The 20,776-nt window shown below is 38.1% G+C and carries 13 protein-coding genes; 6 read left to right on the top strand and 7 right to left on the bottom strand.

Annotation, left to right across the window (positions count from 1 at the left end):
- Window positions 1-70 precede the first annotated feature (70 nt).
- Both H3Z82_RS04945 and H3Z82_RS04940 read right to left on the bottom strand, forming a co-directional pair.
- Window positions 71-2,137 carry a M13 family metallopeptidase gene (locus H3Z82_RS04945; RefSeq protein WP_182203178.1) on the bottom strand — a complete coding sequence of 689 codons (2,067 nt, stop codon included), beginning with the start codon at window positions 2,135-2,137 and terminating at the stop codon, window positions 71-73.
- Between the two features lie 261 nt (window positions 2,138-2,398).
- On the bottom strand, window positions 2,399-2,920 hold the full coding sequence (locus H3Z82_RS04940; RefSeq protein ID WP_182203176.1) for a hypothetical protein: 522 nt from the start codon (window positions 2,918-2,920) through the stop codon (window positions 2,399-2,401).
- 181 nt (window positions 2,921-3,101) lie between these two features.
- On the opposite strand from H3Z82_RS04940, the gene H3Z82_RS04935 reads away from it, so the two are divergent.
- Entirely contained in the window at window positions 3,102-5,540 is a 2,439-nt protein-coding gene (locus tag H3Z82_RS04935; RefSeq protein ID WP_182203174.1) for a hybrid sensor histidine kinase/response regulator, read from the top strand.
- Here the strand turns inward: H3Z82_RS04935 and H3Z82_RS04930 are convergent.
- From H3Z82_RS04930 to H3Z82_RS04920, 3 genes are all read right to left on the bottom strand, one after another.
- The gene (locus tag H3Z82_RS04930; RefSeq protein ID WP_182203172.1) at window positions 5,518-6,864 is read right to left on the bottom strand and encodes a sigma-54-dependent transcriptional regulator; all 1,347 of its coding nucleotides are present in this window, start codon (window positions 6,862-6,864) and stop codon (window positions 5,518-5,520) included. The two genes, H3Z82_RS04935 and H3Z82_RS04930, sit on opposite strands and share 23 nt — an antisense overlap.
- 118 nt (window positions 6,865-6,982) lie before the next feature.
- Complete coding sequence (locus tag H3Z82_RS04925; protein WP_182203170.1) at window positions 6,983-7,285, bottom strand: hypothetical protein; 303 nt, start codon at window positions 7,283-7,285, stop codon at window positions 6,983-6,985.
- 65 nt (window positions 7,286-7,350) lie between these two features.
- Window positions 7,351-7,653 carry a hypothetical protein gene (locus H3Z82_RS04920; RefSeq protein ID WP_182203167.1) on the bottom strand — a complete coding sequence of 101 codons (303 nt, stop codon included), beginning with the start codon at window positions 7,651-7,653 and terminating at the stop codon, window positions 7,351-7,353.
- A gap of 450 nt (window positions 7,654-8,103) precedes the next feature.
- Here H3Z82_RS04920 and H3Z82_RS04915 point away from each other — a divergent pair, with 450 nt between their 5' ends.
- From H3Z82_RS04915 to H3Z82_RS04895, 5 genes are all read left to right on the top strand, one after another.
- Window positions 8,104-9,066 (top strand): NAD-dependent epimerase/dehydratase family protein, encoded by a 963-nt coding sequence (locus H3Z82_RS04915; protein WP_182203165.1) that lies wholly within the window; start codon window positions 8,104-8,106, stop codon window positions 9,064-9,066.
- 315 nt (window positions 9,067-9,381) lie between these two features.
- Window positions 9,382-10,479, top strand: coding sequence for a hypothetical protein (locus tag H3Z82_RS04910; RefSeq protein ID WP_182203163.1), 1,098 nt, complete (start codon window positions 9,382-9,384; stop codon window positions 10,477-10,479).
- A 151-nt stretch (window positions 10,480-10,630) separates the two neighbouring features.
- Window positions 10,631-11,221: an RNA polymerase sigma factor gene (locus H3Z82_RS04905; RefSeq protein ID WP_182203160.1), complete on the top strand. Its 591-nt coding sequence runs from the start codon at window positions 10,631-10,633 to the stop codon at window positions 11,219-11,221.
- A 5-nt stretch (window positions 11,222-11,226) separates the two neighbouring features.
- A complete protein-coding gene (locus H3Z82_RS04900) occupies window positions 11,227-11,961 on the top strand; it encodes a tetratricopeptide repeat protein (protein ID WP_182203158.1) in 735 nt (244 codons plus the stop codon).
- A gap of 399 nt (window positions 11,962-12,360) precedes the next feature.
- On the top strand, window positions 12,361-15,585 hold the full coding sequence (locus H3Z82_RS04895; protein WP_182203156.1) for a CHAT domain-containing protein: 3,225 nt from the start codon (window positions 12,361-12,363) through the stop codon (window positions 15,583-15,585).
- A gap of 71 nt (window positions 15,586-15,656) precedes the next feature.
- On the opposite strand, the gene H3Z82_RS04890 is transcribed toward H3Z82_RS04895, so the two are convergent.
- Together H3Z82_RS04890 and H3Z82_RS04885 are read right to left on the bottom strand one after the other, a co-directional pair.
- Window positions 15,657-17,141, bottom strand: a complete 1,485-nt coding sequence (locus tag H3Z82_RS04890; RefSeq protein WP_182203153.1) for a T9SS type A sorting domain-containing protein — start codon at window positions 17,139-17,141, stop codon at window positions 15,657-15,659.
- 101 nt (window positions 17,142-17,242) lie between these two features.
- Complete coding sequence (locus H3Z82_RS04885; RefSeq protein WP_182203151.1) at window positions 17,243-20,731, bottom strand: HYR domain-containing protein; 3,489 nt, start codon at window positions 20,729-20,731, stop codon at window positions 17,243-17,245.
- Window positions 20,732-20,776: the final 45 nt, after the last annotated feature.

Raw genomic sequence — 20,776 nt, 5'->3', positions numbered from 1 at the left:
CAGCATCATATAAAACGAAAAAGCAGCCTTTTAACGAGGCTGCTTTTTTGTTATCATCGACTTGAGAATTTTACCAAATTCTCACTCGTTTTTCAGGTGCCAAATACATCGGATCACCTTCTTGAATATCGAAAGCTTCATAAAACGCATCAATATTTTTTAAAGGCTGCGTTGCTCTCTGAACGCCTGGTGAGTGCGGATCCGTTTTTATTTGGGTCCTTAAGGCATCTTCTCTGATTAAGGTTCTCCAAACTGTTGCCCAGCTCATAAAGAAACGTTGTTCTGGCGTAAATCCGTCAATATTTTCAGGACGTCCGTGTTTCTCAAAATGGAGTTGTAAACCATCATAAGCACCTAGTAAACCACCAAGATCGCCAATGTTTTCGCCTAAGGTAAATTTACCATTAATATAGACACTGTCTAAAACTTCAATGCCGCTATACTGTTCTGCCAAGGCATCAGCACGTTTGGTAAACTCCTCCAAATCTTTATCTGTCCACCAGTTTCTCAAATTTCCATCGCCATCAAAACGTGCACCCGAATCATCGAACGCATGAGAAATTTCATGTCCAATAACCGCACCAATACCACCATAATTTACGGCATCATCTGCAGTGTAATTGTAAAAAGGAGGTTGTAAAATAGCTGCTGGAAATACAATCTCGTTGTTCCGCGGATTGAAATACGCATTCACGGTTTGTGGTGCCATGCCCCATCGCTTTTTATCGACTGGTTCATTGATTTCTGAAAAATTCTTTTCTCTTGCCCACTTGCTCACCGCTCTCATATTTTCCGCATAGGTATTCCCTTCTTTTATTTCAAGATTTGAATAATCTTCCCATTCATCAGGATAAGCAATTTTGACCGTAAATTTATCCAACTTTTCGATGGCCATTTCTTTAGTATCTTCGGTCATCCAATCCAATTTCTTGATTCTGTTTTGAAAAGCTTCAATAACATCATCAATCATTTCTTCTGCTTTGGCTTTTGCCTCAGGTGGAAACTTTGCTTCCACATACAATTTCCCGATCGCTTCACCCACGGCACCATCAACAGTCCCTAAAGCGCGCTCCTCTGCCGGACGTTGTTTTTGTGCCCCATTGAGCGTTTTTGCGTAAAAGTCCCAATTGGCCTTTTCAATTTCGGTTGATAAGTAATTCGCTGAACCGTTAAGCGTATTCCAAACCATTAAGGTCTTGATATCTTCAATTGGCGTTTGCTTTAAGAAGTTTTGCAAAGAAGCCATATATTTTGGCTGCATCACATTTACCGTATCAATCTTTTTTTCAATGCCCAAGTCATCAATCAACTTTTTCCAATCTATGGCAGAGGTCATATTTTGTAGCTCTGCAAAAGGAACTGGGTTGTTATAGTTACGTGCATCTCTCATGGCTACCTTATCCAATCTTGGCTCGGCCAATTTGGTTTCCATGGCAAGTATTTTATCAGCCGCCGATTTTGCTGTAGCTTCATCATAATCAATAAACTGAAGCATTCTGATTATATGATCAACATATTGCTGTCTGATTTCTTTTGATTTGGCATCTTGATCTAAATAGTAATCTCTTTGCAATCCAAGACTCCCAGGATAGATCCAAGCCATATTCATGCTACTGTTATTAAGGTTTGGTGATGCACCAAGTCCCGCAAAAGGCGCACCTACCCCATCAACCGTAGCGTAAACGGTTTGCATGTCGGTAAGGTTTTCAATGCCTTCAATAGCTTCTAGCATTGGTTGGAGCGGCTCGATTCCGGCGTTATTTCTTGCTACAGAATCCAACTCACTCTGAAAAAGCAATAGCGCTTTCTTCTGGTCAGTGCCATCAGCATAGGTCCCTAGTTCGTGGGCGTTCTTTACAATGTTCAAAACGTCTTGGCGTGTTTGCTTTCGTAAAACTCCAAAACCACCCCAACGGGTTTCATCATCGGGAATGGTATTGGATTTTGCCCAATTTCCGTTGACGTAATTGTAGAAATCGTCTTTTGGACTTACCGTAGTGTCCATATTTTCGAGAACAATTCCGGGAATTTTTTCTTCTGCCATGGCGGTATCTTTTTTCGGTTCTTCTTTACAACCAACTACGGTCATAAATACGAATCCAGTAGTGGCCAAGGCATACTTAAGATTGGTTTTCATAGTGTTTAAATGTTTTATTTGAATAAAATTAGTTATTAATATGAAGCTTGTTCCCTGCAATTGTTACATATTAACAAAAGATTAAGAGAAATGAGGAGGGTTTCGAGTTTCAGGTTTCAGGTTCAAAGTTTCGAGTTCAAAGTTTCAAACCTAATTAAACTTCATAATTTGATATTCTGTGTTCAATATTCAAAACTTCTCTAAGCAAAAATCTAAATTATCGTCAACATGACTCATCTCTCACCACTCACTCTCTCACCACTACTCTGTTTTAACCGGAAGTTCAATCTGTTGTGCCTCTTTTTCAAACTTTTTGTTGATTTGAAGGATGAGGTTCACATTTGCCTCAAGCAAGCCCTTAATACTTTCAAGAAGATCAGGTTTCTTAATATTATCAAGATTGGCAAGGTCTTGCAGTCTTAACAAATTAGTTTCCAAAACAGTCATTCGCGATCGGATGGCTGGAGTAATAACGATTGGAGGTTGTTGTAATTTTAATTCGGCAATAAACTCTTGCATAATGTTTTTCTCAACCTTAAAAAAAGAAAGATCTCCATTCTTTAAAAGCTCAATCTGCGCTTGTAAGTCCTGGAATTTTTGCCAATCCAAAATAGCCTGATTGCTATCTGCGCTTAAAACATACTCTGTATAATCCATTTTTTGAATATCGGCTGTGGTAAAAACATAGGATTTTTCCTGATCTTGTATATTAATTACATCAGTTTTTGGCTCCGATTTACAACCCATAAAGATTAAAAAACTTAATAAAAAGAGTTGTTTCATACAACAAGAGATGTTTTAAGATAAATAATTAAAGTTCAAAGGTAATTAATCTAAACGTATCTCCTTTTATTCATATTTCAATTATTGGCCAAACCGGAAAATTTATTTTTGGCATAAATCACTTTTAATGGTCTCCGCATTGGCGTACATTTTTTATCTTGCCTTACCTTTTCAATTTTATATGAGATCATCTAGCAGAAAAATCACTTTTAAGGTGCTTTTTGGATATATCGCTCTTGGAGTTTTAGCCGCAATTTCTGGATGGCTGGTTTTTTCTGAATTGGGTAATTTTACAGCCACCCAAACTGACGACCTGAAAGAACGTCAGAAACTCATAAAAATAAGTGGGTTGGTCACGGACATCTACGAAAATGAAAGTCTGGCAAGAGCAGCACTCCAACTTAATACTGCAGATAAATTTAACGCCTATGTGTCGCAAAATGACAGTCTTATCAACACCATAGATACTTTACGTATTTTGGTGAATAACTCATATCAACAGGCATTGCTTGACAGTATTCAAGTAATCTTTGATAAAAAACAGCAGGACTTAAGCGAACTCCGTCGTCTAAAAGATCGAAACACCTCCGAAAAATCGATTGAACAAACCATCAACAAACTCAAGAGTATCGATCCTATTTTAGGGAAATTAACCTTGGACGATTATGTAGAAAACCCGACCGAAGTCAACCCTAAAGTAAAAGAGGTCCTGGAAGGTTTTATTCAATTTTCAAATGAGTCTAAAGCAAAGGATTCCGTAAGCAAGGTCGATCAAAAACAAATTGATTCCATTGTGACCACCTCCCGAGACATGTTGAGAAAAATCCAACAGGAAGTAGCATCACAAAGACAATCCCTGATGCTAAAGGAACGCGAATTGGTTGAAAGCGATCTAAAGACCTCACGACAGTTACGTAATTTACTCCGCACTTTAGAACGAGAAATGGTAGCCTCATCGCAAAGTATCATTGCACAACGACAAGAGGCGTTAGATCGTGGCACTAGCATTATTTACATGGCCGCCATCATCAGTTTCATCCTAGTGGTCATTTTCTCCATCGTTATATTAAACGATTTTTGGAAAAGTCAGCGTTATCGTGAAGAGCTTGAAAAGTCAAACACTTATACCAATTCGCTTCTAAAAAGCAGGGAGCAACTGATCAATATGGTAAGCCATGATTTGAGATCGCCCTTAAGTACTATTTCGGGCTATAGTGAATTACTACAAAAAACGGCACAAAATGCAAAAGAGGACAACTATTTAGACCATATTAAAAATGCTTCTGCCTATATGAGCCAATTGGTGGATGATCTTTTGGAATTTTCAAAATTAGAGGATGGTCATATCACTATTGAAAGCATCCCCTTTAACCTAAAAACTGTCTTGGACGAGACCAGCACAAACATCAAAGCCATTTATGCGGATAAGCCCATTGCGCTCCTTGTCAAGCATGATCCGGCACTTGACATTACCATTGTCTCTGATCCATTTAGGATTAAACAGGTGCTTTATAACCTGATTGGGAATGCTTACAAATTTACCGACGAAGGCAGCATTAGCATCAGCACAAAATTACACGCGTCAAATAATAAATATAGCGTTAGCATAACCATTACTGACACTGGAATTGGAATTAGCAAAGAAAAACAAAAGGATATTTTTAATGCCTTTACACAAGTCAATCAATCCACTAATACCAAACACTCCGGTTTTGGATTAGGTTTGGCCATTTCAAAAAAATTAATGAATCTTTTAAAAGGCTCATTGTCCTTGAAAAGCGCTGTTGGGGAAGGTAGCTCTTTTGAAATTTCCTTTCCGGTGAAACTTTCTTATGAAGAAGTGGAGACCAAGCCCATTGCCACTGAAGTTTCTCAATTTGAATTAAAGGCAGTTGTAGTTGATGACGATGCCTCACTGCGACAACTTATTGCTGATATTTTGGAACAGCACCAAGTTACCACCTATACTTTTGAAGATGCCATGGTGGCGCTCTCAGCATTGGAATCACTCTCTTATGACTTGATCATTACCGACATTCAATTACCTAAAATGAATGGGTTCCATTTTATGGAAACCGTCAAACAGTTGCCTTTTTATAAACAGCAACCTATTATTGCTATGACTGGTAGGATGGACATCAATACCAAAGATTATCTAGAAAGTGGCTTCTCAAAAGTGGTTTACAAGCCTTTTGAGGCTCATACCTGGGTTGATATTTTAAGTGAATTGTTTCCTGAACGCATCACCAAACCCGAAGAAGAAAACAGTAAGACATCGTACCGTTCTAAACATTTTGACACGCATTCCATTGCGGGCTTCTTAAATCATGACGAGGAAGCGCTAAAATCGTTGTTGGAGCTATTTTTAAAGGACACCAAAAAACATATTGCCGAATTAAAGTTGGCACAAAAAGAAAATGATATTAAAACCATCAACGATTTAAGCCACCGCATGCTGACCATGTTCAAACAATTAAAAGCCACTTCAGTAGTACCACATTTAGAAGTACTAGAACATGCGACTGTTGCAGATAATGAGATTTTGGAAGCTTTGGAGAAAGAACTCAAGGCCTTTTATAAAGACATGCAAGCGTATATTACTCCAGATTATACTCCTTAAGTTTATTATAAAGTGTTTTTCTCGAAACATTGAGAAGTTTGGCCGCCTTGGTTTTGTTGTTGTTGGCCTCTTCAAGGACTTTAATAATCAAATCTTTTTCGTTTGATTTGGCTGAGAAAGATGCTGTCTCGGTTTCTTTAGCAGGTGCAGCAGACAATTCAGGAGGTAGTACTTCTTTATGTATGACCTCTCCAGTAGTTAGCAAGGTAGCACGTTTTATGACATTGGAAAGTTCTCTTAGATTACCCGGCCAAGTGTAATTCTGGAAAATTTTCAAGACCTCAGAAGAAAATCCGATGATTGCTTTGTTCAATTGCTGATTGGCATTTTCAAGAAAGAAATCTGCGTAGAGAATTAAATCATCCTGGCGTTCTTGCAAATTGGGAACTTTAATAAAAAATTCATTCAGTCGATGGTAGAGATCCTCTCTAAAATCGCCTTGCTCCACCGCCTTCAACAAATCTTCATTAGTTGCGGTCAACAATCTTATGTCCACTTCAATTTCGTCATTGCTTCCAATAGGCTTGACCTTTCTTTCTTGGAGCGCACGCAGCAATTGGATTTGATTTTCGTAAGACAAATTCCCAACTTCATCTAAAAATAATGTGCCATGATTGGCGGCTTCAAAATGACCAATTTTATCGTTTATAGCGCCGGTAAAAGAACCTTTCTTATGGCCAAAAAATTCGCTTGAAGCAATTTCCTTCGGAATCGCTCCACAATCTACCGCAATAAAAGGTCTGTTTTTTCTTGAACTTTTTAGATGAATGGCTTTTGCCACTACTTCTTTACCCGTGCCACTTTCGCCAGAAATCAAAACGGACATGCTTGTGGGTGCCACCAAATTGATATGGTCATGCAGTACTTTAGAAGCGGCGCTTATGCCCGAGACAAAACCGGGTGTCGCGGTAGACTGGCCCTTTGGTGCGGTAGTTGAGTCTTCTTTCGGTTTTTTAAGATCCTGCTTCTCCTTAAGTGCGTTTTTGACCACTTGCAGCACCTCTTCAGGATTGAAAGGTTTAGAGATATAATCAAATGCACCTTCCTTCATCGCCTTCACTGCGGTGGACACCTCGGCATAACCTGTCATCAATACCACCGGAACCGAGGCATCCTTGGTCTTGATATGGTTGAGTAGCGCAATTCCATCGCCATCGGGAAGCCTGAGATCAGCAAATACTAAATCAAAAGACGATATATTCACCTTGGTTTTGGCGTCTTCAAGCGTATATGACAAGGTCACCGAATGCTGGTGCCGCTCCAAGAAACGTCGTAACATCTCAGAAAAGCTCACATCATCTTCAACCAAAAGAATGGCACTCATAATTTATTCATTTTTACAAAAATATCAAGTTAAACTAACTAAACCATTTAAAAAAAACATAAAAAAAAGGACGCTTCCTTAAAAACGTCCTTTTCCTGCTTAAATAAGTGATGAAACTTTATTCTTTTTCAATCCAGTTCCCATCCTTGTCAGCATATACTGTTGATGCCGCTCCATCAAGAGTAATTTCCAATTTGTATTCTTGCTTATCATTTACATAAGCTTTATCTAGAGTGGCGGTCTGAAAATCTTTTGCCAGTGCATCCTTCACAGCTTGTGGAAGTGCTTCAGCTTTGATTTCTTTAAATTCTTCCTGTGCAACGATTTCAAATTTCTCTGTTTGATTCATATTAAATGCTGTCGTTGCATAAGTTGATAATCCTCCTAAAGCGATTGCTACTGTTAAAACTAACTTTTTCATAATATTTAAATTTTATTTGATTCTTATGTATTGTATTGATTGTGAATTATTCAGGAAACAAAACCTTATTTCTTTTCAACCCAGTTTCCATCTTTATCAGCATACACCGATAATTCTTCTCCCTCAATTGTAAGATCCAATTTGTATTCCAATTCTTGTTTTTCGCCTACATAAGCCTTAGTCAGTGTGGCCGTAGGAAAATCTTTTGCCAAGGCATCTTTCACGGCTTGTGGAAGTGCTTCAACTTTGATCTCTTTATATTCTTCTTGTGCTATCAATTCAACCTGAGGTGTTGGAGGTATTGTAGAGACTGCGTATGTTGAAAATCCTCCTAATATAATAGCGACTGTTAAAACTACTTTTTTCATAATATTTAATTTTAAAGTTTAATTGTTTATTTGTTGTTCTGTGGTATTACTGTTTTAATTAGAAATAAACATGCCACTGAGAGAGTTAAAACCATTGTCAATGATTAACTGCTGAAAATCAGCAAGTTAATTTGATCTTTTGATTTTATTGAAATTTTAGCAACTGTGTAAATCACCCGTTTTAGTTCCACACATCGTGTAAATTCTACACAATTTTATTTTTTTATTAAGGTTTATTAGGATTTTATGATCTAAATCAAGAGCCTCGGGGGGCTATCCGATTGGCGTGGGCGGGCGAGCTCATGAGGTACGAATAAAGAATTGTCTTTTCTACTCAGGGCAACTCGAAGTATTAAAACCCACTGGTGGGAATAATGGAAAATTCATTCCTGAAAACATCCCATTCTTCCTAAAAAAACTTTGTACTTTTGCATTAAAATTTAAACAACAATGTCTCAAAAAATTCTCATTATTGGAGCCTGTGGTCAAATTGGTTCAGAACTAACCTTTAAATTACGGCGTATTCATGGCGATGACAATGTCATTGCTTCTGACATTGGTTATAATAATCTTGATGTGGTCAATTCAGGTCTTTTTGAGATTGTTGACGCCCAGGATTATGGTTCTATCTTACATTGTGTAGAAAAATATAACATCACCACCATTTATTTAATGGCGGCTATGCTGAGTGCCACTGGAGAGAAATATCCGATGAAAGCTTGGGATTTAAATATGGACTCCTTATTTCATGTGTTAAACCTTGCCAAAGCCAAATTTATTGAAAAAGTATTTTGGCCTTCAAGTATTGCGGTATTTGGTCCTACTACTCCTAAATTTAATACGCCGCAACATACCGTTATGGCACCAACAACAGTTTATGGCATCACCAAACAGGTTGGCGAAAGATGGTGCGAGTATTATCATGATAAATACGGTGTTGACGTGCGGAGTTTACGCTACCCAGGAATTATCAGTTGGAAAACACCTCCAGGGGGCGGTACGACCGATTATGCTGTAGAAATTTACCACAGGGCCATCACAGATGGGCATTATTCAAGTTTCCTTTCTGAAGATACCCAATTGCCAATGATGTTTATGGATGATGCCATTGATGCCACCATTCAAATTATGGATGCACCGGCCAATCAATTAACCATACGATCTTCATATAATTTGGCGGCCATGAGTTTTACACCGAATGACCTTGCCTCTGAAATTCAAAATCATATTAAAGATTTTATCATTACCTATAATCCCGATTTTAGGCAACAAATTGCAGATACTTGGCCAAAATCAATTGACGATAGCGTGGCCAGATCTGATTGGAATTGGAATCATAAATTTGATCTTAAGAAAATGAGTGCTGAAATGTTAACGCAGTTGGGCGAGAAGTATACGACATCTGAGAGTTAGGCGAAAAGGATTGTTGATTGATGATTTTTGATTGTTGATTGTTGATTTTAGAATCGCGAATAATAATCTACACGTGTCATGGAAATTCATATTCGTAAAAACGGTCAACTCTATTCAGAGACATTCAAGGTGTGATTAACGATTGTTGATTGTTGATTGATGATTGATGATTTTTGTTATCACATTTAAATCAAGCCTCCGCAACAATCAAACAAGTACAATACCTTAAACTTCTAAGCTCCCAACGTCAAAACTTTTTTCAAAAAAAAGTGATGACATTTTAATTTAAGTGCGATGATGTAGAAAGCAAGCATCATGAAAGCACTATTTCCATTAATTTTTACATTATTGATATGCTCCTCTTGTCTGGAATCTCAGTCTCAAGATGCGAGGAGTGGCTCTAAATCAGACCTTGGGTTTTTTGAGTCTTCGGCACAGAAACATTATTTTGTTGATGGTAAAACGGGATTGGTTGTCTATCAAAAAGAGTTTCCATCAGATTGGGAGGTTATGAGCAGACCAATCTACAATCTTGACAACGATTTCCCTTCGTTTCTATATCTCATGCAAAATAAAAATGGCATGAAGGCCTTTAACACGCCGATGCAACAATTTGTGGCATTTCAAAATCCGTATTATGCGCAAGCGATGCGTGGCTACGGGGTTACCAATGAACGGCCGTTGATTTCACCCGCTGGTTTTGTTGAACAGGAACTCAAAGCGCTTATGGGCCGTGAAGGCTTTAAATTCTTATCGCACCGGGAGTTTCCCGAATTAACAGCTTACGTTCAACAACATGTGGCCAAGCTGGGTCTTAAAAATGTAGAGTATACCGTATATCCTACAGAATGGATCAATGATGACAATGTTAAAGCATTGGTTTTTTTCAGCCAATTGATATTGCACACTGACCCCGCGCTCATTGGAGGAGAGGTCATGGCTATATGGAACTATCAGTTGAACTTTTTCCTTGCCCCCACGGATCACTATGAAACTGATTTGAAAATTGCCATGAATGCCGATTTCAATAAGGTTGACAATCCCTATTGGGAAAAATATCAGATACAAGTCAATAACTACAGACAGCAGCAAAAAAACATATTACATCAGCGTAGAATGAGGGATTTTAACAACGCAAGAGATGCTAATCATGCGCGATTTTTAGACAATATTAGAGGTACCAATGCGCCACCAGCTTACGCTTCAAATTCCAGTCATAGCAACTTTATTGACATGATCAGAGAAGAACAGAATGTGAACCTAAACGGAAAAACTTTCAAGGTAAATGCAGGTGCAGAAAACTATTGGATGAATAGTGACGGTAAGTACATTGCCACCAGCGACCAGTTTTACAATCCAAATCAAGATCCGCTGTATGATAATCAGCAATGGGATTTGGCAACAAAACATTAACAATAAAAATAAATATATGAAGTTTATAAATCAGAAACTATGAAAGATACAGATTGAAAAAGTCGTTAATCGTGTAAATGGTTCATTTGATAGTTTCCGTATTTGAAGTAATTTGAATTAATTGTATATTCATCGTGTTTTGCTATAATTTATGGAACACGTTCACAATATCGATTCACAACTTCAACTTCTCAAAGCTATCAAAGCCAATGATTCAGTAGTTCTAAAGCAGCTTTATGTCAATAATTATCATAAGATTGAAACTTTAGTCCTGAAGAATAATGGATCAAAAGAGCACGCAAAAGATATTTATCAAGAGGCCTTTATTGTTGTTTGGAAAAACGTAAAAAACGACCGATTTATTCCGGAAAATGAAACTGCCCTGCAAGGGTACCTATATCGGATAGCTCGAAATAAGTGGATGGATATCTTACGATCACCAAGCTTTAAAAAAACAAAAATAATTCAACACGAACTGAATGTCTTAGATAAAGGCATCGACTTAAATGATCATGAAAAAGATGGAAAACAAGAGTTTTTCGAAAAAAGATTAGAACAAACCATGGAGGCCTTTAAAAATCTTGGGGCCCCGTGTAAAGAATTATTGACTGCTTTTTATTATGAAAAAGCCTCATTACGTGAGATAGCAAATAAATTAAAAATTGAGGAAAATAGTGTAAGGACGAAAAAATACAGATGCATGGAGAAGCTTCGTCAATTGGCATTAGCCTCGAAAAAATAAGACAATTGAAAGATTATAGCAACATTACCCCCGAATTACTTGAAACTGTTGAACGCTACGAAAGCGGAACAATGGCGCAAGAAGAACGTATAGCCTTTGAAGAGCAGCTTCGTAGTGATGCTGACTTCAAAATATTGGTTGAAAATATTAGATTGACGCTTTTAGGCATAGAAACCCAAGCACTAAAAGAGCAGTTGGATGAATTTCATAAAGAAATTCCTGAAACTCCCCAAATTGAGAAGAGTACTACAAAAGTACGTTTTTTGAGTTTTACCAAACTCGCCATTGCAGCAGGAATCATCATTGCGCTCGGCATGTTTTGGATGTTCAGTGGCTCATCCAATGACAAGCTCTTCAACCAGCATTTCAAAGCAGACCCTGGGTTACCTACAACGATGAGTTCTACAGACAGTTTCGTCTTTTATGATGCCATGGTCAACTACAAACAAGGCGATTATAAAACTGCCATTTCAAAATGGCAGCAATTAGCGGTTAAAACTCCTGAAAACGACACTATCAATTACTTTTTGGGCGTTGCTTACTTGGCAGATAAAAATGCAAAAAAAGCCATTCCTTTTTTAAATAAAACCTTAGACAGATCAGAAAGTGTATTCTTGGAAGACGCTCATTATTACTTGGGCATGGCCTATTTAAAATCAGATAGAACAGAAGAAGCTATCCAGGAATTTAAAAAAAGCGGCTCTGAGAAAAGTAATGCTATTTTAAAACACTTAAAGTGATACCGTAACAAGTTTAAAGACTGTATTGTTTTATTCAACATTCTTGGGCATGAGCGTCCTATTTCCAGAATTATAAGCCAAAATCTCTCATCTTCAATCAAAACTTGAGAAAGCAAGGTATGTATTCAACTATTTTACTTTCTTTTAAGTAAAGGTGTCCGATTCAATTCTGAATAACGAACCCATTTCTTGATTATATGCCACCAGTCCAATATAAATAGATGGCCCCATTAATGATATTTATATGCGTTCTGTTTAATTCTTAATTATGAAAGCTCGGCTGATAACAGGAAAAAAACATTAAAAAGGAGAAAATGAAAGATATAATTTAGTATCTTTCATACTTGATGATAGCAAAACCCTTTATTTAAACTTCATTTTAATAATCCCAACCTGATTATGAAGGACTTTTCATGCTATGTCTACTATGCCATTATTTTGGCATTTTCTCTCTTTCAATTCTCAACTGTCGCTCAAGAAAAAAACCGCCTAAACACGAAGGTCATTGATTCTTTTATGCTGAATAAATACATTCAGAAGGCCGATTCGGCGTTGACCGCTCAAATTACTTATCTAGAAAATAAAAACCTCAACGACTCTTTACACAAATACCCTTATTACCTGGGTAGAATTGAGCTTCTTAAATCCAATTCAACCAAAGCCTCCATCAAGGCCGATGCTTTTTTGGATCATATTCTTTCAGCAACCAATAATCAAAGAACCCATTACAAGTCGCTTTTAAGCCTCTCAAATTTTTATGATGAAATAGGAAATAATGCAAAATCCTTGGAGCTCACCAAATCAGCTTACACCGCCATTCAGAAGGTGCAGGATGCCACACCAGAAGAAATCGGCAAAGTGGAATATAACGTTGGAGCAACCATGCTGGCACTGGGTAATATCAGAGAGGCAGAAAAGTATTTTAAGCGTGCTCTACAAAACTTTGAATCGTACAAATCTACCGACAGAGGCCAACTATCAGATGGTTATAATGCCGTTGGTGCAACGATGTGGATGTCAACAAAACTGGACAGTGCCAAATATTATTACACAAAAGCGTTGAAAACGATTGAAACTGCTAAGGGGAATCCTTTATACAATTTATATTTAGCAACCGTTATCCAATCCAATCTCTCTTTATTAGAGTATTCACAGGGCGATTTAGCGGAAGCGGTCACTATCCAAAATGTGGTCATCACCAATTACGAAAAAGTCATTCAAAACTACACCGATGAAAATGTTGTTTCGAAGGCTAAACGCTTTCAGGCGCGGGCAATTTCCAATCTTGCCGTTTTTTATAATGAACAAGGCGATTTAAAAAAAGCCAATGACATTCTCATCTTCGCCCATAATAAGCGAAAGAAATTTGTGGAAGCTGGAGATCCCAGCTTCGGTGCATCGTGGATACAAATTGGCCAATCGCAAATGTCGCTCCGTGAGTATGATCAGGCCATTGAAAGCCTTACCCTGGGATTAGATCAATTGAACCGTATTGAAGATGATAACCCGTATTGGAAAGCTGCCGGATTACACGCCTTGGCAGAGGCTCATAGTGCAACAAACAACCCTGGTTTAGCCGCTCAGTATTATTCAGAGAGCGAACCTCTTTTTAAAAAAGCATTGGATAACGTTTACGATATTGAATTTTTAAACTTTTTGCGAAATAAATCCTGCTTTTTAGCTGATAACGGAGAATCCGAAGAAGCAGTTGCGTTTGCTACAGACGCCTATGAATATGTTATAAAGCATGGCGGCGATGATAATTTTTCGGAATTCAAACAGCTGTTAAATTTGGCCGAGGTCAATTACAGAATCGGCAACTACGATAAAACCTTGGAATGGGTGCAAAAGGCCGATGATTTTTTAAATAAACGCTCCACTACAGCCGACTCTATTCAAATTGAATTCCATAAACCCCAATTGATTCTTTTAAAAGCTCAGGCAGAATATAAGTTAAATGATCAAATGGACACCATATTTCTGCAGCAACAACTCAAAAGTTTGGATAAAGCTACGGATATATTGGAGCGACGAAAAACCACACTTTACAAATACGAAGACATTAATGTTTTAGTATCAAACTACCAATCGATTTCTTCCTTGGCAATACAACTGAATTTAAAATTATTTGATATTACTAAGAATTCAAAGTATTTGAGTCAGATGATGAAATTGCACGAATCGGGAATTTATAATCGCATCCGTTCCCGTCTCAACCTTCGCAACAATATTGCTTTTAGTGATGTTCCTAAAAATATTTTAGAACGTGAAATTCAACTTAAAAACACCATGGCGAGTTCACTTGAGGACAGCGAAAACATGGTCGCTTTTTTTGATTCAAATTCAGATTGGAAACACTTTTTGGATTCTTTGAAACAACAGCATCCAAAATATTATAAAATGCGCTACGCCACTATTGAAGAACCACTTAATGAGCTACAAAAAAACATACCAGTCAACACTACGGTAGTCCGATATGTATATGTTGACACCGTATTGTATGCATTTGTTGCCGATGCAAATGACACCCAGATGTTTAAATTAAATTCTAAAGGAATAGAGCAAAACATTACGGAATTAAGTGAAAATAATCTTGAATTTTCAAAAACCGCCGCTTTACTTTCAAAACTATACACTCAACTTTGGCTTCCATTCGAAACCAAAATGACCAATGAGCATATCATTATAATTCCTGATGGCGTATTATTCAATTTAAGCTTTGAAAGCTTGACGCCTTCAAAAATAATTAAACCGAAAGATCTTGCGACCACTAGTTTGTTATCAAAACACATCATCTCCTACAACTATAGTTTACTCTTATTAAATAAAAATCAGCAACCTAATTCATTTGATAATAATTTCGTGGCGTTTGCACCAGAGTTCAACGACGCCATGAAAAAGAGCTACAAAAAAACCATTTCTGATTCGTTGACTTTAGATCATAGCTATTTGACCTTATTGCCACAACCTTTCAGCATCAGTTTAGCCAAGAAATTTTCAAAAGAATTCAATGGACAATATTTTGTGAATGACATGGCTTTGAAACGAAGTTTTACAACACACGCAAAGAACCATAAAATCATCTATATCGGTACCCATGCGGAATCCAACAACCTGTCGCCCGAGCTTTCAAGATTGGTTTTCGCGAAATCACTGGACAGTTTAAATGCTGAGGATAATTCGCTCTATAGTTACGAAATTTACGATATTGATTTAGAATCCAATCTTGCCATTTTAACGGCTTGCGAAACGGGAAAGCCAAGTTATCAAGCAGGTGAAGGTATGATCTCCTTGGCACACGCTTTTAATTATGCAGGAAGTGAAAGCATCTTGACCAGTCTTTGGAAAATAGATGAACAATCGAGCGCCAAGATTATTGAGTCTTTTTATGAGTATCTCAAAAAAGGTTGGGCAAAAGACAAAGCCTTACAACAAGCTAAGCTCGATTATATTTCTACTGCCGACGGACGTACGGCACATCCTCAATATTGGGCGGGATTGGTGCTTATTGGTGATACCACTCCTATTGAACTGTCTTCTTCTCCTAACCATATTCTTTGGATTCTTGCAGGATTAGCGCTTTTAGGTGTGATTTATTTCGTTCGAAAGAAATTATACAACTAAGAAAGGTTAAAATCCTACAATTATGAAAACTCATATTTTACCATCGGAGCATTTTTGATAGGTCATCGCATTTAATTTTTAATGAACTTGAATGATTTTGAAAATCCCTCGCTGGTACCTACATTCACAAAATAAGTACCTGTTGGACCATTAATTTGTGCCTCGATTGATTTTACAAATTTGTAATTTGTGCTCGAAATAACTGTACCGAGCATATCCAAAATCTGAATACTAACGTTTGAATATTCCTTACCGAGTTCAATGGTGAAATTACTCGTGGTCGGGTTGGGATAAAGTGCAAATTCAGGTTGATTGACTTCTGGCACACTCATAACTTCATCATTGCGGAAAACCTGGGTGCGATCTTTAAATCCATAATTTGACACTAAATAACCGGGTGCGCCAATCCCTATTATATTACCTCTTGCATTTAAACTTATGGAATTTCCATAATAATCTAAAAACTGAGGTCCAATAATGGTATTTCCGGTCTGCTCCCAATTAGAACCATTTTGTACAAACACCCGCACATGTCCAGGACTAGTTGTTTCCATATTACTTATTGAACTAATTGCCAACACCTGGGCATCATCACTAAAACTCAAAGCATGTCCAAAACGAGACTCAGGCTCGCCTTGAATAGGAATTCCTTCAGGTTTCCAAGAAGATCCATCCCATTTATAAACCTGAATTGCACCCTTATTCTCGGTCTCTCCATTTGCATTTTCACCAGAAACTGCGGCCCAATTTCCGTTTCCGTTTAAGGTCACATGTTTAAGTGAAAATGGATTCAAAATAGTTCCTTTTGGAACATAATCTGTCTCATTCCATCTATACACTTGAATCTCATCCTGTAAGTTAGTGGCAAAAACATCCCCATCATTGCTGATGCTCAACGCGGACCCAGTTAGGCCACCAGCTGTACCCGTAATGGAAGAGCCTCTTTGTTGCCAAGTATTTCCGTTTAGGGTATAAAGCCGAACTTGTCCGGAAAAGTCCTCGCTTGTAGAATAGGAATAATCACCCACAGCCACTACTTGCCCATTGTTACTTAGAGCTACAGAACCCATCCAAACACTTCCACCGTGCCATAGAAGATCATTACCCACTTGCCCCCAGGACGTGCCATTCCAGTCAAAGATTCTTATCTTGCCATTGCGGGCAGGCGTGCCGTCACTGGTTATACATATTGCAATTCTATTACCATCCCCGCTCAGGCTAACAGAACTCCCAACACCTCTTTCCGTGTCTAATCCTGTTATAGGATCTCCTTTTATTACCCAATCGATTCCCGTATGGCTAAAAATCCGCACATGTCCAGTGGTTGTAGAGTTATCTTGATTACTGAATGAACCGATTGCAATAGTCTGCCCATCATTGCTCATACTAACACTTACCCCGCTATGGTCGCCATTGTTAACCCCATTTATATCAGTTCCCATTTGCTCCCAGTCTTGGCCTTGGACCATGGTGTTACCCAAGCAGAGAAGAATAACCAAAAATTTAGAGACTTTATTTTTCCTTGAAAAAAAACTAAAAATGAATTTTTGTTTCATAATCTCTGATTTTATTTAATTGAGGTGTGGCGTTTATAATTATAGAAGGCCACCAACCATGATTGATGGCCCTGCAAAAAACTAAAACTAACTCCACTCACTTATTCTTTGATAATGCGTTTGGTCAACATACCAGTTTTTCCTTTTATTTTCATAAAATAAATACCGCTGGCATAACTCTCTAAGGAAACTTCTTTTGTCAACCCCATGTGTTCAAGGTTGATAGTGCTCATAGTCTTTCCGGTAATATCAACTATGTCAGCGCTCAATAACTCTAAATGTCCAACATTTTCTATAGTCAATATATGATGCACGGGGTTAGGATATAACAATACTGCGCTATCATTTAATTCATGGTCTTCAATACCCAATGAAAGGTCATTGACCGTAAGATCAAAACTGCAGGTTCCCTCATTACCTCCAGCATCGGTAACTGCAAAAGTAATACTATGAACACCATGGGTCAACTCGGTTCCTGCCACTGGCGATTGTACCACTGTAAAACTACAATTATCTGAAACCGTCAAGCCGCCTGTTGCAAGATAATCAGGTAGGATATACTCAACGGCATTCACCTCAACGGTTTGATCTGCCGGACAGGTTACGGTTGGTGCTGTGACATCCTCAACAGTTATGGTGGCGGGAGCACTGGCTGAGTTGCCTGCTTCATCCGTTACAGTCAAGGTCACTGTATTGCTGCCCAGATCACCGCAATTGAAATTGGTTTTACTCAATTCATAAACCAAATTGGCACTGCTTGTGCCATTATCACTCGAACCGTTATTTACTTGTGAAGCGGTAAGCGTAGCGTTTCCAGAGGCATTCAATTGTAAAGTAACATCCTGTGTAATTACTGTAGGCGGCTGAATATCCACTCGTGATGAAATGGTTAACCTTACTGCCTTATCATTCGGATAGGTGACATCAAATGTATATCTAAAACCATCATAATCGGCAGTTAACGGGGTGGTCAAGCTTTTTGTTGCAATGGTTCCAGAAACTGTTGCAATGGTAAACGAATTTCCGACGGCGGCATCAAAACCCATGGTTACATTAACATCACCATCAAATACCACATTGGTTCCGGTAATGGACAAAAGGTCATATTCTGTGCCTTGAACCAAACCATTCAACTCTACATCCAATACAGAAGTATCAGAAGATTTGTAATCACCTAAAACAGTTAATGTTCCTGGAGAGCCTCCTGGAGCGAAGGTGCCGTCATTGGTGAACGTAGCAGTTAAAGGAATATCGATATTGGCTGTGCCTTTAACAATACCATTAATAGTATTATTGAAATTAACACCGTTTTGGAAATTTAATGTACCGGAGTTGGCTTCAATTACACCTGAATTTGTTATAGGTGGATGAACATTGCTTGTACCGTTCCCAAGAGATTTTTTAAAGAGTCCAGCATTATTAATGCTAAGTGCTCCGTTCCCGTTACTATAAATCTGCGCGTCGGATTGAATATCAATAACACCTGAGGCTTGATTATCTAAAGTAGTATCATGATAAAGATAAAGATAGCCACCCGAAGGCATCGTTATAGTTCCTGAATTGACTAAGGTTGTGATGGTGCCTGTTATATATCTACTACCGCTACCAGCTAAATTGATTTTACTTGCATTGGTCAAGGTTCCTCCACCAATTAAACTATTACTGTTCCAATTTACGCCTGTGGATCCAGTAAAATTAAACGTCGCAGCATTAGCAACAGACATATCACTGATCCAAGTCAACGCACCGTCAAGTACACCAGAAAGTGTCCCCGAAACATCGATTTGCGTTCCCAAAATCAGTTGGCTATTGGGTACCACATTATACACACCAGAATTGAATGTCTTAATGGAGCCATTTAGGGTCAGAGTACCACTTTCAACACTAATAGTCCCGCTATTTGTAAGTTTACATTGTATTTGGGAATTCCCCGAACCACCCGTTTTTTTCAGTAAACCTACGTTGTTGAAACTATGCGACTCGCCATCTCTGTAAATTACGCCATCCGATTGAAAATCAAAAACACCACTTGATGTATTATTAAAAACTGAGGTACCATATAAATACAAATAGCCACCAGATGGCATGGTCATCAAGCCTTGATTGTTCAAGGTTGTGCCATTGACAATATATCTACTCCCGGAAGTTGCCAAGGTAATTGTGGACGCATTCGTCAACGTTCCACCACCAATTAAATTACGCGCTGTCCAATGCACACCCGTCTCTCCAGTAAAATTAAAAGTCGCCGTACTAGCAACAGATATGTCGTTAGACCAAGTCAATGCACCGTCAAGCACACCAGAAAGTGTCCCCGAAACATCGATTTGCGTTCCCAAAATCAGTTGGCTATTGGATATCACATTATATACACCAGAATTGAATGTCTTAATGGAGCCATTTAGGGTCAGAGTACCACTTTCAACACTAATAGTCCCGCTATTTGCAAGTTTACATTGTATTTGGGAATTCCCCGAACCACCCGTTTTTTTCAGTAAACCTACGTTGTTGAAACTATGCGACTCGCCATTTCTGTAAATTACGCCATCTGATTGAAAATCAAAAACACCACTTGATGTATTATTAAAAACTGAGGTATCATACAAATACAAATAGCCACCAGATGGCATGGTAACCAAGCCTTGATTATTCAAGGTTGTACCATCTGAAATATATCTACTCCCCGACAGTGACAGATCAATCCTACTCATATTGGTCAAAGTACCTCCACCAATTAAACTATTTCCTCTCCATTGAACACCTGAAGTTCCAGTAAAATTAAATGTAACAGCATCTTCAACTGACAGATTGTTTGACCAGATTAAGGCACCATTCAACACACCAGTAAAGGTTCCAGAACTATTAATTTGAGTTTCTAAGATTAACCCACTATCAGTAGCTACATTATAAACACCAGAATTGAACGTTTTTACTGATCCATTCAGGGTTAAAGTGCCATCTTCAACACTGATAATTCCTGAATTTGTCAAACGACATTGAATTTGAGAATTATTATCCGCACCCGTTTTCTTCAACAGTCCATCATTATTAAAACTGTGCTCGTCGCCATTTCTATAAATAACGCCGTTTGATTGAATATCAAAAACACCCTCCGCAGTATTGTTAAATATAGACGTATCGTAGAGGTATAAATAACCGCCATCCGGCATTGTAAACAGACCATTATTAACAATTGTTGTAGCATTCGTAATATAGCGCGACCCAGTCGATAATAAATTAACCGTTCCGTTATTAGTCAAGGTACCACCACCAGTTAAGTTCGAGTTTGACCAATTAACTGTAACATTTTCAGTAAAAGAAGAAGCATTTACAAAACTTAAATTACTCGCAATATTCAAGGTAGCGTTTCCTTGTACCACAATCGATTTTGTCGTTGCCGCAACATTAATGATAACGTTAAATCCTGTGGGAATCACAACATCATGCGCAGCCGTTGGCACCGCATTTAAACTCCAGTTGGCAACAGTATTCCAATTGGTGTTAGCTCCTGCACCTGTCCAGGTGTTAGTTTGTGCATTTACTGTTATGTACGAAGCACAGAACAGTGAAAAAACCAGTAAAATTTGTCTCATGATTAATAGCATTTATAAGGTTAAATCACTACATCGGAGCAATTT

The organism is Gelidibacter maritimus, from assembly GCF_014062315.1.
Classification (GTDB): Bacteria; Bacteroidota; Bacteroidia; order Flavobacteriales; family Flavobacteriaceae; genus Gelidibacter; species Gelidibacter maritimus.
This window is presented reverse-complemented; position numbering and strand designations above follow the sequence as displayed.

Coding starts and splice junctions, on each gene's coding strand:
- H3Z82_RS04930 (WP_182203172.1), bottom strand. CDS start 6,864: ATGAGTGCCATTCTTTTGGTTGAAGATGATGTGAGCTTTTCTGAGATG.
- H3Z82_RS04925 (WP_182203170.1), bottom strand. CDS start 7,285: ATGAAAAAGTTAGTTTTAACAGTAGCAATCGCTTTAGGAGGATTATCA.
- H3Z82_RS04890 (WP_182203153.1), bottom strand. CDS start 17,141: ATGAAACAAAAATTCATTTTTAGTTTTTTTTCAAGGAAAAATAAAGTC.
- H3Z82_RS04940 (WP_182203176.1), bottom strand. CDS start 2,920: ATGAAACAACTCTTTTTATTAAGTTTTTTAATCTTTATGGGTTGTAAA.
- H3Z82_RS04905 (WP_182203160.1), top strand. CDS start 10,631: ATGGAACACGTTCACAATATCGATTCACAACTTCAACTTCTCAAAGCT.
- H3Z82_RS04945 (WP_182203178.1), bottom strand. CDS start 2,137: ATGAAAACCAATCTTAAGTATGCCTTGGCCACTACTGGATTCGTATTT.
- H3Z82_RS04935 (WP_182203174.1), top strand. CDS start 3,102: ATGAGATCATCTAGCAGAAAAATCACTTTTAAGGTGCTTTTTGGATAT.
- H3Z82_RS04885 (WP_182203151.1), bottom strand. CDS start 20,731: ATGAGACAAATTTTACTGGTTTTTTCACTGTTCTGTGCTTCGTACATA.
- H3Z82_RS04895 (WP_182203156.1), top strand. CDS start 12,361: ATGAAGGACTTTTCATGCTATGTCTACTATGCCATTATTTTGGCATTT.
- H3Z82_RS04920 (WP_182203167.1), bottom strand. CDS start 7,653: ATGAAAAAAGTAGTTTTAACAGTCGCTATTATATTAGGAGGATTTTCA.
- H3Z82_RS04910 (WP_182203163.1), top strand. CDS start 9,382: ATGAAAGCACTATTTCCATTAATTTTTACATTATTGATATGCTCCTCT.
- H3Z82_RS04915 (WP_182203165.1), top strand. CDS start 8,104: ATGTCTCAAAAAATTCTCATTATTGGAGCCTGTGGTCAAATTGGTTCA.